13 protein-coding genes are annotated in these 15062 nt (G+C 37.0%); all 13 read left to right on the top strand.

The window, feature by feature from the left end:
- The first annotated feature begins 127 nt into the window (after positions 1-127).
- The 13 genes from IGL36_RS08220 (at position 128) to IGL36_RS08160 (ending at position 14993) form a co-directional block, all read left to right on the top strand.
- Positions 128-964 carry a bifunctional hydroxymethylpyrimidine kinase/phosphomethylpyrimidine kinase gene (locus IGL36_RS08220; RefSeq protein ID WP_002385835.1) on the top strand — a complete coding sequence of 279 codons (837 nt, stop codon included), beginning with the start codon at positions 128-130 and terminating at the stop codon, positions 962-964.
- On the top strand, positions 948-1454 hold the full coding sequence (locus IGL36_RS08215; protein ID WP_002357086.1) for an ECF transporter S component: 507 nt from the start codon (positions 948-950) through the stop codon (positions 1452-1454). Before IGL36_RS08220 ends, IGL36_RS08215 begins: the two co-directional genes overlap by 17 nt.
- Positions 1451-2020, top strand: coding sequence for a TIGR01440 family protein (locus tag IGL36_RS08210; protein ID WP_002365825.1), 570 nt, complete (start codon positions 1451-1453; stop codon positions 2018-2020). Before IGL36_RS08215 ends, IGL36_RS08210 begins: the two co-directional genes overlap by 4 nt.
- A 142-nt stretch (positions 2021-2162) precedes the next feature.
- The gene (locus IGL36_RS08205) at positions 2163-3041 is read left to right on the top strand and encodes a YitT family protein (RefSeq protein WP_002357090.1); all 879 of its coding nucleotides are present in this window, start codon (positions 2163-2165) and stop codon (positions 3039-3041) included.
- A 419-nt stretch (positions 3042-3460) separates the two neighbouring features.
- Entirely contained in the window at positions 3461-4498 is a 1038-nt protein-coding gene (locus IGL36_RS08200; protein ID WP_002357092.1) for a sugar-binding transcriptional regulator, read from the top strand.
- 39 nt (positions 4499-4537) lie between these two features.
- Positions 4538-5539: a type I glyceraldehyde-3-phosphate dehydrogenase gene (gene gap, locus IGL36_RS08195; protein ID WP_002357093.1), complete on the top strand. Its 1002-nt coding sequence runs from the start codon at positions 4538-4540 to the stop codon at positions 5537-5539.
- A 126-nt stretch (positions 5540-5665) separates the two neighbouring features.
- Entirely contained in the window at positions 5666-6859 is a 1194-nt protein-coding gene (locus IGL36_RS08190; RefSeq protein ID WP_002357094.1) for a phosphoglycerate kinase, read from the top strand.
- Positions 6860-6907: 48 nt separating this feature from the next.
- Positions 6908-7663, top strand: coding sequence for a triose-phosphate isomerase (gene tpiA, locus IGL36_RS08185; protein ID WP_002362045.1), 756 nt, complete (start codon positions 6908-6910; stop codon positions 7661-7663).
- Positions 7664-7794: 131 nt separating this feature from the next.
- Positions 7795-9093 carry a phosphopyruvate hydratase gene (gene eno, locus IGL36_RS08180; RefSeq protein ID WP_002357098.1) on the top strand — a complete coding sequence of 433 codons (1299 nt, stop codon included), beginning with the start codon at positions 7795-7797 and terminating at the stop codon, positions 9091-9093.
- Between the two features lie 355 nt (positions 9094-9448).
- Complete coding sequence (locus IGL36_RS08175) at positions 9449-10273, top strand: toll/interleukin-1 receptor domain-containing protein (RefSeq protein WP_002360036.1); 825 nt, start codon at positions 9449-9451, stop codon at positions 10271-10273.
- 16 nt (positions 10274-10289) lie between these two features.
- Positions 10290-11651: a deoxyguanosinetriphosphate triphosphohydrolase gene (locus IGL36_RS08170; RefSeq protein WP_002380420.1), complete on the top strand. Its 1362-nt coding sequence runs from the start codon at positions 10290-10292 to the stop codon at positions 11649-11651.
- A gap of 211 nt (positions 11652-11862) precedes the next feature.
- The gene (locus tag IGL36_RS08165; protein ID WP_002357102.1) at positions 11863-12078 is read left to right on the top strand and encodes a hypothetical protein; all 216 of its coding nucleotides are present in this window, start codon (positions 11863-11865) and stop codon (positions 12076-12078) included.
- 143 nt (positions 12079-12221) lie between these two features.
- Positions 12222-14993, top strand: coding sequence for a sigma 54-interacting transcriptional regulator (locus tag IGL36_RS08160; protein ID WP_002379570.1), 2772 nt, complete (start codon positions 12222-12224; stop codon positions 14991-14993).
- Positions 14994-15062 lie beyond the last annotated feature (69 nt).

Genomic DNA, 15062 nt, shown 5'->3' with positions numbered 1-15062 from the left:
TCATTGACGGATGAGGTCACTCTTTCTTTAGGAAGGAAAAAGATAACGAAAGACTTAAAAAGTGGCTGAGCTAAAAATCTGCCAATTGGCTGTTTTTTCTTTTTAGAAAACTTTGTATGATAACTGAGTGTATAAAGGAGCGAAACAAATGACAAAAATAATTTTAACAATTGGCGGTTCCGATCCTTTTTCAGGTGGCGGGATTCAAACAGATTTAAAAACGTTTGAAAATCATCAAGTCTTTGGCTTATCAACTTTAACTTGCCTTGCTACAGCCCCCAAGAATCATTTTCAGATTCATGACCTTGAGACTTCTTTGGTGAAAGAGCAACTCGCTTCCATACCTGCCGGGAGTTTAGACGGCATCAAGATTGGCTTGATTCACAGTGAAGAAAGTATGTTACAAATTGCAACCTTTTTGAAAAAGCACGCAGGTCTGCCGGTGGTGTTGGATCCTGTCTTGGCTTTTAAAGAAACGACTTCAGTTTATGAAAAAAGATACATGCAGTTATTGATTGAAAAACTTTTTCCATTCGCAACGATTATAACGCCTAATTTAAAAGAAGCAGAATTACTCATTGGCAGAAAATTAACAACCGTCGAAGAAGTCCAACAAGCGGCGGAAGAGTTAAACTCTTTAGGAGCGGCAACGGTGGTGATTAAAGGTGGTAATCGTTGGCTTGGCCAAGAAGCACGTGACTTTTTTTATGATGGACAACAACATATTCAATTGGTCAAAGAAAAAGTAATGGCCCACACCATTGATGGCGCTGGTTGTTCCTTTGCCTCTGCAATTGGTGCGAATTTAGTTAAAGGATATCCGTTAATTGAAGCAGTTGATTTAGCAAAAACATACGTTCATGAAGCCATTGTTTCTGGGGTCCAGCTAAATGCAGCTTTTGGAAGTGTGTGGCATGAAGGATTACTAGCAGGAGGTGTGGCGGATAATGACAAGAAAAATTAGTCTATATGCAGTAATTACCGCTTTAACAGTAGCTGTGTCAATGGTCTTTATTATCCCCGTCCCAGCAACAAATGGCTTTGTTACATTGGCGGATGCAGGGATTTACATTGCTAGTTTACTTTTTGGTCCGATCGGTGGCTTGACAGTCGGAGCTTTAAGCGGTGGCTTAATTGATTTATTGTCAGGCTATCCACAATGGTTCGTTTTTTCGTTATTGATTCATGGCGGACAAGGTTGGTTAGCAGGGCACTTCTTTAATAAAAATAAAAAGATGCAAACGCTAGGATTACTTTTAGCCAGTCTCCTCATGATTAGCGGGTATGCTTTAGCGACTAGCTGGCTTTACGGCGTGGGTGCGGGGATTGCCTCTTTACCAGGGAATATCATTCAATCCTTATTTGGGGTGATTGTAGCATTGCCTCTGAGTCAAACATTAAAACGTGTGTTACCAAAAAATGGTCGTTTAGAAGAAAGAAGGATGAACAAATGACTATCGATGAAAAAATGTTAAAAGAACAGTTAGTGACAATTACAGAAGAAGTCATTACAGCAGGAAATTTACAAAAAGGGGACCTATTTGTTTTAGGTTGTACCACCAGCGAGGTAGTAGGTGGCGTCATTGGTAAAAATTCCAGTGCCGAAGTAGGACAATGGATTGTCTCAACCTTAATTGAACAATTAGATAAAAAAGGCATCTCTTTAGCTGTCCAAGGATGCGAACATATTAATCGTGCTTTAGCGATGGAACGTCGTGTGGCTGAAGAAAAAGGCTTTGAAATTGTCTCGGTAGTACCACAATTACATGCTGGCGGTTCTTGTTCAGTGGCTGCCTTTGAAAAATTTGATGAACCTGTGGAAGTGGAGCATATTGTTGCTCAAGCAGGGATTGACATTGGCGATACATCTATCGGTATGCATGTAAAACATGTGCAAGTTCCTCTTCGCTTGAGCATTCGAACGTTAGGTGCGGCCCATGTTACAGCATTATATTCTCGTCCTAAATATATTGGTGGACCAAGAGCCCATTATGAAACAACCCAAGAACGAAATCGTTAAGATTTCGTTCTTTTTTCATTTCTATAAACATTTGATGAATCTTCCGTAATTATTATAGGAATCTCTTTTTTTCTCTCGGTAAACCACGTATAATATGAAAAGAAATGTAATTTATTGAAAACCTGAAACGAGGCTATTATTTATGAAAAAAATTTATGACGGACTGCCAGTTCATGACTATACAACAAAATTTTCCGTGTCGATTGTCTATGCTATTCTTGCATCAATTGCCATGAACTTTTTCTATCAACCAGGAAATATTTATTCCAGTGGCTTAACAGGCTTGGCACAAATTTTAACAACCCTCTCAACAAAAATTGTCGGTTTTAATGTGCCTGTCTCCATTACATTGTATCTGTTAAATGTGCCGTTATTCTTTATTGCGTGGAAAAAAATAGGTAAGAAGTTTACAATTTTTACTTTCATTACCGTGACTTTAACTTCATTATTTATGCATATTGTTCCGCAAACGGTGATGACTCAAGATCCAATTATCTGTGCTATTTTTGGTGGGGCGATTTCTGGATCAGGAATTGGTTTTGTTTTAAAAAACGGGGTTTCTTCTGGGGGCTTAGATATTCTAAGCATTACCATTCGGAAAAAAACGGGGCGTTCCGTTGGCTCGATTTCAATTTATTTTAACGCACTAATTGTCTTCGTTGCAGGTTATTTATTTGGCTGGCAGTACATGTTCTACAGTGCGTTATCAATTTTTGTAAGTGGAAAGGTCACAGATGCTGTTTATACTAAGCAAAAGAAAATGCAAGTTATGATTGTCACTAAAAACCCAGATCGAGTCGTGGATGAGATTCAAAAGAAAATGCGCCGTGGTATTACAATTATTCATGAAGCGGAAGGGGCATATCGCCACGACCGCCAAACTGTTTTGCTAACTATTGTGACACGCTTTGAGTTGCCAAGTTTAGAAGCAGCCATGAAAGAAAGTGATCCGAATGCCTTTGTCAGCATCTCAGATAATGTTAAAATTTTAGGACGTTTTTACGAAGAAGATTACAAATAAAAGGATATGAAGCAACGAGAGAATGGCTGTGTCTATTCCTTCGTTGCTTTTTTTGAAAAATAAGTAAAAAATGCTTTGTGAGAGGACCTGAAATTCCCATTTAAACAAGAAGTTAATTGAAAGACGTTCGTGAATTCCTTTGCTTTTGGTTTAATTAGATCTAATTATTCGGAAATAAGTCGCTATTGTTTCCCACAAACGAATGCTTTGTTTGGATTTGAAAGAAAACGATGAAAAAAGAATCATTTTTATTGAAAAGACCTAAAAAAACTGGTACACTAAGTGTGTAATTGATAAGTACTTTTAATACTGTTATGAATAAATAGTAGGAAAAACGAACATCAATTCTATTTTTTTAAAGTTCATAGGTCGTTTTCAGTCTTACTTGGACATATTTCGACCCACAAAAGGAGCGCATCATGTTAAAAGAATTTAAAATGATTGAAGCAGTTGCTCCAGATATGCTCGATGTATTACAAGAAAGATTCCAAATTCTTCGCAATATTTATTGGATGCAACCTATTGGACGTAGAAGTTTATCAGAAACGATGGGAATTACAGAGCGAGTCTTGCGTACAGAAACAGATGTTTTAAAGCAACTCAACCTGATTGAACCTTCAAAAAGCGGGATGACATTAACAGAACGCGGTTTGGAAGTCTACCAAGGCTTAGAATTAGTCATGAATCAATTGCTTGGCATGCACCAAATCGAAAAAGAAATGACACAGTACTTTGGCATTCAACGTTGTATCGTTGTTGCAGGAGATAGTGATATCCAAAAGAAAGTTCTTTCGGACTTTGGAGATGTCTTAACCAATACGCTGAATTTACTCTTACCTAATGGTGAGAATACAATTGCGGTTATGGGTGGGACAACAATGGCCATGGTGGCCGAAAATATGGGATCACTAGAAACTGAAAAACGTCATAATTTGTTTGTTCCAGCCAGAGGAGGGATTGGTGAAGCAGTTTCTGTCCAAGCCAATTCAATTAGTGCTGTAATGGCCAACAAAACGGGTGGTAACTACCGGGCGTTATATGTCCCAGAACAATTGAGTCGTGAAACGTATAATAGTTTATTACAAGAACCCTCGATTCAAGAAGTTCTTACGTTAATTAGTCATGCCAACTGTGTGGTGCACAGTATTGGTCGAGCGTTGCACATGGCGGCACGCCGAAAAATGTCTGATGACGAAATGGTTATGCTCAAACAAAAAAATGCCGTGGCAGAATCGTTTGGTTATTTCTTTGATGAAGAAGGAAAAGTGGTCTATAAAATTCCACGAATTGGCCTTCAATTAAAAAACTTACAAGAAATTCCCTATGTCGTCGCAATTGCGGGCGGCAAAACGAAAGCCAAAGCCATTCGCGCATATATGAAAAATGCACCAAAACAAACGTGGCTCATCACAGATGAAGCTGCTGCAAACGAGATTTTAAAAGGGGTAACCCTTTAAAATAAAAAATTTTTGATTTTCATAAGGAGGAAATCTTTAATGACAGTTAAAGTAGGTATTAATGGATTTGGACGTATCGGACGCTTAGCTTTCCGTCGTATCCAAGATGTAGAAGGAATCGAAGTAGTTGCAATCAACGACTTAACAGATGCTAAAATGTTAGCACACTTGTTAAAATATGACACAACTCAAGGCCGTTTCAACGGTACAGTTGAAGTTCACGAAGGTTCATTCAACGTTAACGGCAAAGAAATCAAAGTTTTAGCTAACCGTAACCCTGAAGAATTACCATGGGGCGAATTAGGCGTAGACATCGTATTAGAATGTACTGGTTTCTTTACTTCTAAAGAAGCTGCTGAAAAACATTTAACTGCTGGTGCAAAACGTGTAGTTATTTCAGCTCCTGGTGGTAACGATGTACCAACAATCGTTTACAACACAAACCATGAAACATTAACTGGAGAAGAAACTGTAATTTCAGGCGCTTCTTGTACTACAAACTGCTTAGCTCCAATGGCTAAAGCTTTACATGACAACTTTGGTGTTGTTGAAGGTTTAATGACAACTATCCACGCTTACACAGGTGACCAAATGACATTAGACGGACCACATCCTAAAGGCGACTTCCGTCGTGCGCGCGCTGCTGCTGCAAACATCGTACCTAACTCAACTGGTGCTGCTAAAGCAATCGGCTTAGTAATCCCAGAATTGAACGGTAAATTAGATGGCGCTGCTCAACGTGTTCCTGTAGCTACTGGTTCATTAACTGAATTAGTTACTGTATTAGACAAAGAAGTTACTGTTGATGAAGTGAATGCAGTAATGGAAAAAGCTGCTAACGAATCTTATGGTTATAACACAGACGAAATCGTTTCTTCTGATATCGTAGGTATGACTTACGGTTCATTATTCGATGCAACTCAAACAAAAGTTATGACAGTTGGCGACAAACAATTAGTTAAAACTGTTGCTTGGTATGACAACGAAATGTCATACACTGCTCAATTAGTTCGTACTTTAGAATACTTCGCTAACTTATAAGATTCATTCTTATCATTAGTGAAATTTGAACAATTGTGAAATAATAAGCGGGGAAGCAACGCGCTTCTCCGCTTTCTTTTTTTAAAAAAGAAAAATCCTAAAATTGACAATACAGGAGGTCTACTCATGGCTAAAAAGACAATTAAAGATGTAGATTTAAAAGACAAAAAAGTCCTTGTCCGTGTTGACTTTAACGTTCCGTTAAAAGATGGCGTGATCACAAACGATAATCGTATCGTAGCGGCTTTACCAACAATCAAATACGTGATTGAAAATGGCGGAAAAGCAATTCTTTTCTCTCATTTAGGTCGTGTAAAAACAGAAGAAGACAAAGCTGGCAAATCATTAAAACCAGTGGCTGAACGTTTAAGCGAATTACTAGGTCAACCAGTTACTTTTGTTCCAGAAACACGTGGTAAAGAATTAGAAGACGCTGTTAACAATATGAAAGACGGCGACGTTTTAGTATTTGAAAACACTCGTTTTGAAGATGTTGACGGCAAAAAAGAAAGCGGCAATGACGCTGAATTGGGTAAATACTGGGCTTCTTTAGGCGATGTATTTGTCAATGATGCTTTTGGTACTGCACACCGTGCACATGCCTCAAACGTTGGAATTGCTTCAACTGGTATCCCAACAGTTGCTGGTTTCTTAATGGAAAAAGAAATTAAATTCATCGGCGAAGCTGTTGAAAATCCAAAACGTCCATTCGTAGCAATCTTGGGTGGCGCAAAAGTTTCTGACAAAATCGCTGTCATTGAAAACCTAATTGAAAAAGCCGATAAAATTTTAATCGGTGGCGGTATGGCTTACACATTCATGAAAGCACAAGGCTATAGTGTTGGTTTATCTTTACTTGAAGAAGATAAAGTGGACTTAGCGAAAAGCTTAATGGAAAAAGCTGGCGACAAATTAGTTTTACCGGTTGATACAGTTGTCTCTAAAGAGTTCAGCAATGACGCTCCTTTCCACACGGTTCCTTCAACTGAAATCCCAGATGATGAAGAAGGCTTGGATATTGGTGAAAAAACAATTGAATTATTTGCTAACGAATTACAAGGTGCGAAAACAGTTGTTTGGAATGGACCAATGGGCGTATTTGAAATGAGTAACTTTGCCAAAGGAACAATTGGTGTTTGTGAAGCGATTGCTAATTTAGAAGACGCAACAACAATCATCGGTGGCGGGGACTCTGCTGCTGCAGCAATTCAATTAGGCTACGAAAACAAATTCTCTCACATCTCAACAGGTGGCGGAGCAAGTTTAGAATTATTAGAAGGCAAAACTTTACCAGGTTTAGCTTCTATTAACGATAAATAATCAGTTTAAAAGACAATATTTTTAAAAAAAGAAAAGGATGTGCTTTTCATGCGCAAACCAATTATCGCTGGTAACTGGAAAATGAACAAAACTTTAAGCGAAGCACAAAGCTTTGCAGAAGCAGTAAAAAATGCTGTTCCATCAAACGACGTTGTTGACGCTGTGATTGGATCTCCAGCATTATTCTTAGCTCCTTTAGCTTGGAACCTAAAAGATTCTGAAGTGAAATTAGCTGCACAAAACTGCTACTGGGAAAACGCTGGTGCCTTCACTGGTGAAAACTCACCAGCTGCAATTGCAGATTTAGGTGTAAACTATGTGATTATCGGACACTCTGAACGTCGCGAATATTTCCACGAAACAGATGAAGATATCAATAAAAAAGCCAAAGCAATCTTTGCAAATGGTATGACACCAATCTTCTGTTGTGGTGAAACTTTAGAAACGTATGAAGCTGGTAAAACAGCGGAATGGATCGAAGGTCAAATCACTAACGGCTTAGTTGGTTTATCAAACGAACAAGTTGCTTCAATGGTTATCGCTTACGAACCAATCTGGGCAATCGGAACTGGTAAATCTGCAGATGCTAATATTGCAGATGAAATCTGTGGTGTTGTTCGTTCAACAGTTGAAAAATTATACGGCAAAGAAGTTTCTGAAGCTGTTCGTATTCAATACGGTGGTTCTGTTAAACCAGAAAACATCGCTGAATATATGGCAAAAGAAAACGTTGACGGTGCTTTAGTCGGCGGCGCAAGCTTAGAAGCAGATTCATTCCTAGCTTTATTAGATGCTGTAAAATAAGAAATCACTAACGGTAACGTTTTCTCAATGACTTTTGCAAAAAAATGTTTGCATAGTTTGCGAGAATTAACTACAATCATACATGAGGGAATCCCCTTAGTATAAATACAAACTCAAAGGAGAGACAAAACATGTCAATTATTACTGATATTTACGCACGCGAAGTCTTAGACTCACGCGGTAACCCAACAATCGAAGTAGAAGTTTACACTGAAAGCGGAGCTTTCGGCCGTGGAATGGTTCCTTCAGGAGCTTCAACTGGTGAATACGAAGCAGTTGAATTACGTGATGGCGACAAAGCTCGTTACTTAGGTAAAGGTGTTACTAAAGCTGTAGATAACGTAAACAACATCATTGCTGAAGCAATCATCGGTTACGATGTACGCGATCAAATGGCTATCGATAAAGCAATGATCGATTTAGATGGAACTCCTAACAAAGGTAAATTAGGTGCTAACGCTATTCTTGGTGTGTCTATCGCCGTAGCTCGTGCTGCTGCTGATTACCTAGAAGTGCCTTTATATCATTACTTAGGCGGATTCAATACAAAAGTATTACCAACTCCAATGATGAACATCATCAACGGTGGATCACATGCTGACAACAGTATTGACTTCCAAGAATTCATGATCATGCCTGTAGGTGCGCCTACATTCAAAGAAGCTTTGCGTATGGGTGCAGAAGTATTCCACGCATTAGCTTCAATCTTAAAAGGTCGCGGCTTAGCTACTTCAGTAGGTGACGAAGGTGGTTTCGCTCCTAACTTAGGTTCAAACGAAGAAGGTTTCGAAGTAATCATCGAAGCTATCGAAAAAGCTGGCTATGTTCCTGGTAAAGACGTTGTTCTTGCTATGGATGCTGCTTCTTCAGAATTCTACGACAAAGAAAAAGGCGTTTACGTTTTAGCTGACTCAGGCGAAGGCGAAAAAACAACTGAAGAAATGATCGCGTTCTACGAAGAATTAGTTTCTAAATACCCAATCATTTCAATCGAAGACGGCTTAGACGAAAACGACTGGGACGGATTCAAAAAATTAACTGAAGTATTAGGCGACAAAGTTCAATTAGTTGGTGACGATTTATTCGTAACAAACACAACTAAATTAGCTGAAGGTATCGAAAAAGGTATCGCTAACTCAATCCTAATCAAAGTTAACCAAATCGGTACTTTAACTGAAACATTTGAAGCAATCGAAATGGCTAAAGAAGCTGGCTACACTGCAGTTGTATCTCACCGTTCTGGTGAAACAGAAGATTCAACAATCTCTGATATCGCTGTTGCAACAAACGCTGGCCAAATCAAAACTGGTTCATTAAGCCGTACTGACCGTATTGCTAAATACAACCAATTATTACGTATTGAAGATCAATTAGGCGATGTAGCTGAATACAAAGGCTTAAAATCTTTCTACAACTTAAAAAACAAATAATTCATTTAATGAATAACGCTTAAAGGGACAATTGGTTAATGAACCAATTCTCCTTATACTCGGACGTAAAAACACGCCTTTCTGCAAAGAAAGGCGTGTTTTTTTTTTATATTTATAAAAATATTGAAAAAAATAGATTAGAAATAACTTCAACCGTACATCGCTCTATAATCACTTGTTTAAAAATAACAAAACATTAACAAAACAACATTATATAAAAATTTAATAAAACAAAATAATTGTTATTTTATAATTTTAGTATTGACTGGTTTCAGATAACGCTGTACGCTTAAAGAAATAGTATAGAATTTCACAAAAAATGAAAACACAAATTTAACTTGGAGGATGTTGAGTAGTGAGCAACGGGAAAAAGATTTTTATTAGTCATAGTTCAAAGGATCAAGAATATGTGGATGCGTTTATCCAATTGTTGAAAAAGTTTGGGTTTCGAACACAGGATATTTTTTATAGTTCCACTATTGAAACAGGTGTACAGCCAGGAGAATTAATTTTTGACACGATTAAAAGGGAGCTAACCAATCAACCTGTCATGCTGTATTTTTTATCTGATCATTATTATCAGAGTATTCCATGTTTAAACGAAATGGGTGCTTCTTGGATGCTATCAGATAAACACTATCCAATTGCGTTAAATAATTTTTCTATGAAAGATATGAAAGGTGTTATTAGCAGTGAGCGTTTGGCGATTGCGTTTAATGATAAGACAAGTACTAATGAAATCAACTGCTTATTAAAAAAGTTATCTCATGACACAGATGTACAAGCTGAGCCAGATTTTGAACTAAACGTTGAGAAAAATATTCAGCCATTCCAAAATAAACTGACACAACTGATTCGGCAAGCAAGTTATTTAAAACCTGATGAAAAGGGATATTTTGAAACGACTCTTAGCACTCATCGTCCTGTGTATGGCACAGCAAAAGGGGTGTATGACTGTTTTAAATTACCTAGCTTAATTGAGCCTAAAAGTTTAGGTTTAGACACGCTATCAGAGGATGAAAGCCATTGGCTATTCTTTTTTCTTACGTGGGGAACTTTTCAAGAAGGCGAAAAAGTGCGGTTTAAATTGAAAAAGGATAAGGCGTATAACAATCGGGAATTTAGTGATATTGGTAAATGTAAAAATATTTACGTCTCTTATTTAGAGAAGGTAGAGTAATTGGAGGAGGTAATAAATGAAAATGAATTGGCGTCAGTTGGTTGGTACATATCGTATTTCTGATAATGGTAAACAATATCAAAATGACTGGTTAAATAAGCAAGTTGATTTAGCCACAGAACTTCGTAAATCTTTTGATAGTGACTATCGTAGAGTAATTAAAAGTGATGCATTTAGACGCTTACAAGACAAAACACAAGTTTTTCCTTTAGAACGTAATGATTTTGTAAGAACACGTTTAACACATAGCTTAGAAGTGGCAATGCATAGCAGGGATATACTTAGATTAGTTATTTCACAGTTGAACGAACGAAACATTGAGGTTATGGAATTATCAGAATGCTATCGGTTGTTAGAAACAGCTGCATTAATCCATGATATCGGCAATCCCCCTTTTGGACATTTTGGGGAAGAAGCCATTCGTATTTGGTTTGAAAAAAATGGTCCTTTGTATGCTTGTTGGTCTGATTTTTCGGAGCAACAACAAAATGATTTTCTTAACTTTGAAGGCAACGCTCAAACCATCCGACTTTTAACAAAACTGCATCATGATAATGGGACTTCTAAAGCAGGAATGAAACTAACCGCCACGACATTAGATACAGTTATCAAATATACGGCATCTTCAGATCAATTAAATAAGCAACAGCTTTTGTCTAAAAAAGTTGGCTATTTTTACTCGGAAAAACAAGTGTTTAACGCCATTAAATTTGCGACAGGAACACAAAATAAGCGACACCCATTAGTCTTTTTGTTAGAAGCTTCAGATGATATCGCCTATACTTTTTCAGATATCGAAGATGCCTATAATTATGGTTTATACAGCTATCAAGATTTAAAGCAGTTTGTTGATGCGCAAACAGGAACAAAAAAATTTTTAATGTTAGAAAAAGATAAAACAGAAGAAGCTACCTTACAAGAATTTTTGAGAAAGACACAAAGGGCTGTTTGTCAAAGCGTAGCGAAAAATTTTGCTAATCATTATGACTTAATTATGAGAGGTATCTATCATAATGAAATTATCATTGAAGATTGTGATGAAGTGAAATGCTTTCAGGCATTAAAAAACTTTTCTAGAGCCTATGTTTTTCAAACAAAAACAATTTTGGATCAAGAGGTATTGGGCTTCAATATCATCAATCGTTTACTAGATGAATTTGTTCCAGTCGTACTGAAATATGAAAAAGTTTCCATGAATAAGTATGAGGAGCGAATCTTTAATAATATTTCGGAAAGCGCGAAAGCGTTGTATAGAAGAGAAGCAAAGAACGCTACAGAAGCAGAAAAAGACTATTATCGTTTGAAAATGGCGGTGGACTTTGTATGTAATATGACGGATGGATATGCCAAAAAAGTTTATGATACATTATTCACTTAAAATTTGAGAAAAAGCTTCTCAGCGGTTGCCGCCGCTGAAGAAAACTAGTTCATTGCACAGGCTGATCGTTTCAGTAAAAATTTTAAAGATGCTAGTAATTTCACTGAAAATCGGGTACACTAAAATTAGCTAGTGTAACTAGCAAAAAAGGCAACTGGAATAGATAGGTTGTGCTGTCTATGAAGGGCTTTGTTTGTCAGGTGGTGCTGACATGCAAAGTGCCTTTTTTCTTTTTCTCAACATTTTAAGGACAAAAAACGATTGCAACATGTCACAATCGCTAACCTCGGAGAAAAAGGAATTTTTCTCCAATGGCCATTTCGATAACCTGTTGTGTGTTTCGAAACATTCAGAACGGTGGTGCGTTCTTTCAGTGCCTAATTATCCAATTCGTTTCTTGTTCCTCTATTTACAGTATACTGAATGAAAGCCTATTCTGCAATGATAGAATCAGGTTCCTGTGATTAAATAACATAAAAAATGGGCTCCTTATATAAAGAAAAATAACAAAAGAAATTTTGAATATTGACGTTTTTTTTAGGTACGTTATGATAAACGAGAGGTGATTTTATGTTAAAAACGCAAATTGTTGATTATTTACGCAATCAAACAGCTTTTTTTGAACCATCTTTAGTCAGTGAAATTTTCACAGCAAGCAATATTGCAACGACATTTTCTATCAAACGAAATACAGCTAGTCACTATTTAAATCAGTTAAACGAAGAAGGAATTCTAGTTAAGATCAATACACGACCGGTTTACTTTTTTCATAAAGAAGCGTTTCAGCAACAAAACTATCTTTTAAAAAGAACTGTTTATCAAAGTTTCCAAGAAATGATCGATGAACAGCCTGTTTTTGATCGCAAAAGTGATTTTTTTCAGTCGGTCATTGGTTATCGCGGTAGTTTAGCCCAGACCATCGAACAATTAAAAATGGCAGCGCTTTATCCTGGCGGTGGATTGCCTGTCTTAATTACAGGTGAAAGTGGTACGGGTAAAAGTTTTTTAGCATCCTTATATTATCAGTTTTGTCTTTCAAAAGAACTACTTGACGATTCAGCACCTTTTGTAACAGTTAATTGTGCGCAATATGCCAACAATCCAGAGCTTTTAACTAGTCAATTATTTGGACATCTTAAAGGCGCTTTTACGGGAGCAGATTCCGATAAAATTGGGGCCTTTCAAAGTGCAGAAGGGGGCGTTTTATTTTTAGATGAAGTTCATCGTTTGAGTCCTGAAGGGCAGGAAAAATTGTTTACATTTTTAGATCAGGGTATTATTTATCGAATGGGTGAAACCAATCGGCCCATTCCTGTTACGTGTCGGTTGTGCTTTGCCACAACTGAAGAAATTTCTAGCACCTTTTTAACGACATTTTTAAGACGAATTCCTATTCAAATTAAAATCCCAAGTCTTGCTGAACGCACTCAAGCGGAAAGAAAACAATTAATTATGCGAGCATTTTATGAGGAACAGCAAGCTATTCAAAAAGCAGTTACTATCACGCCACAAGTTATCCAACTTTTAGAAAACCACCATTATGTAGGCAATGTAGGTGAATTAAGAAATAATATAAAAATTATTACTGCACGCAGCTTTGCCGCCAATCTTGATAAATGTGTTATTCCAATCACTTTGCACGATCTACCGAAAGAATTTCTGGATCAATCAATCAAACTAGCTCCTGATGAAAATGAATTGCCTATTCGTTTAGATGAGCAAACAAATCTGGTTAGTTTGTTAGAGGAAACAGAGCTTGCGCAAAGAAGAATTATCCAGAGTTATGAACGAATCCTTCGTCTTTATGTCTCTCACCATCATCATCTTTCCACTGCTAATAACGATATCTCGAAAGAAATTGAACGCTTATTCGATGATTTATTATTTGAAAAGAAGCGAGAGAAAAATCACGAAATGCTATTGTTTATTACGCAAAATATCCGTCAATTATTGGAAACGATTGAATCGTCTTATCAAATTCGGTTTAATGGCAGTTTAGTCTATGCATTAAGCACCTATCTGTTTCAACGAAGATGCATTGATTGGTTTCCAGAACAAGAACCTACAACAGTCATTGACGAACTTTTAACAGAAGTTCAAACCAAATTAGCAACTAGTTATGGCTACGCTGAACAACTGTTAACTTTAGTGAAACGTTCATTAGATATTGAACTATCCCAGATGGATCGAATTATTGTCACCATTTATCTTCACTATTCGGGTTCAGTAAAGAAAAGTCACTATCCGAAAGCGGTGATTGTTGCCCACGGATATGCCACAGCAAGTAGTATTGCGAATGTTGCAAATCGGCTGTTAAATGTGCCAATTTTTCAATCGTTTGACATGCCGTTAGATGTTACTCCCAAAAAAATTTCCGAACACTTAATTCACTATATGGAACGTCAAGAAACGAGGAATGGTTTAGTAATTCTTTTTGATATGGGTTCATTGAAAGAAATTTATCAGTATTTTCCGGCAGAAGAAGAAGGTCCTTTTTTATTAATGAATAATGTGACAACAAGCTTGGCTCTGTCTATAGGAGAAGCCATTAAAGACGAAGTTTCTTTTGAAGAATTGCCCCAAAAAGCGTTAACGGTTCATCCAAATGAATGGGAAATCATATTACCTGAAAATAAAACGGAACGTGTCATTTTAACAACGTGTAGTACCGGAATTGGCACAGCCGTTAAAATTAGAGATTTACTTGAAAAAAGTTTACCTGCGGAAGCACAATTAAAGATTATTCCTTGTGAATATAATCAATTACGTAATGCAGAGTCGATCAAAGAAAGTTTTCCAGAATATGAGATTGTCGGCATCATCGGTACAAACAACCCGTCTTCAAATGACCTCCCGTATATCTCTTTAGAAGAGTTGATTGCAGGAAAAGGAATTACGACCCTTTTAGAATGGACAAAGAGAGAATTAACTAAAGATATGCTGTCCTATGTAAATCATGAGTTGATTCGTAACTTTTCATTAGATCGGGTCATTCAATCAGTGACGATTTTAGATACAGAAAAAATTATTCGACAAGTAGAAGTCTTTTTAATTCAATTAGAAGAGCGGTGGCAACAAACAATTCAAAATGATCGTAAATTAGCGGTATATGTCCATGTCAGTTGTTTAATTGAACGATTAATCCGGAATGAACCTATTGAAAATTATAATGGCGCTGAACAACTAAAGCAGTGTCAAAGAACGGTCTTGCAAGAGTTAAAAGAGGCGTTTAGTGTCATTGAAAAAGTTTATAGTGTCAATATACCTGAATCGGAGCTTTTTTATGTCTATGATGTGTTGTTTGGAAAAACGGAGTTTAACAACGCAGAAAGCGATTTTTAAAATAAAAAGGAGGGAGTGCCACTTTTTTGGCACTCTTTTTGCTATATAAAGAAGTAAGTGAGGTGAAGA

It is taken from the genome of Enterococcus sp. AZ011, assembly GCF_050548355.1.
Classification (GTDB): domain Bacteria; phylum Bacillota; class Bacilli; order Lactobacillales; family Enterococcaceae; genus Enterococcus; species Enterococcus faecalis.
Note: the sequence above shows the minus strand (reverse complement) of the source record. Positions and strands in the feature narration are given on the sequence as shown.

Excerpts from the sequence above, each read along its gene's own strand:
- IGL36_RS08215 (WP_002357086.1), top strand. The coding sequence starts at position 948 with ATGACAAGAAAAATTAGTCTATATGCAGTAATTACCGCTTTAACAGTA.
- IGL36_RS08210 (WP_002365825.1), top strand. The coding sequence starts at position 1,451 with ATGACTATCGATGAAAAAATGTTAAAAGAACAGTTAGTGACAATTACA.
- IGL36_RS08205 (WP_002357090.1), top strand. The coding sequence starts at position 2,163 with ATGAAAAAAATTTATGACGGACTGCCAGTTCATGACTATACAACAAAA.
- IGL36_RS08200 (WP_002357092.1), top strand. The coding sequence starts at position 3,461 with ATGTTAAAAGAATTTAAAATGATTGAAGCAGTTGCTCCAGATATGCTC.
- gap (WP_002357093.1), top strand. The coding sequence starts at position 4,538 with ATGACAGTTAAAGTAGGTATTAATGGATTTGGACGTATCGGACGCTTA.
- IGL36_RS08190 (WP_002357094.1), top strand. The coding sequence starts at position 5,666 with ATGGCTAAAAAGACAATTAAAGATGTAGATTTAAAAGACAAAAAAGTC.
- tpiA (WP_002362045.1), top strand. The coding sequence starts at position 6,908 with ATGCGCAAACCAATTATCGCTGGTAACTGGAAAATGAACAAAACTTTA.
- eno (WP_002357098.1), top strand. The coding sequence starts at position 7,795 with ATGTCAATTATTACTGATATTTACGCACGCGAAGTCTTAGACTCACGC.
- IGL36_RS08170 (WP_002380420.1), top strand. The coding sequence starts at position 10,290 with ATGAAAATGAATTGGCGTCAGTTGGTTGGTACATATCGTATTTCTGAT.
- IGL36_RS08165 (WP_002357102.1), top strand. The coding sequence starts at position 11,863 with ATGCAAAGTGCCTTTTTTCTTTTTCTCAACATTTTAAGGACAAAAAAC.
- IGL36_RS08160 (WP_002379570.1), top strand. The coding sequence starts at position 12,222 with ATGTTAAAAACGCAAATTGTTGATTATTTACGCAATCAAACAGCTTTT.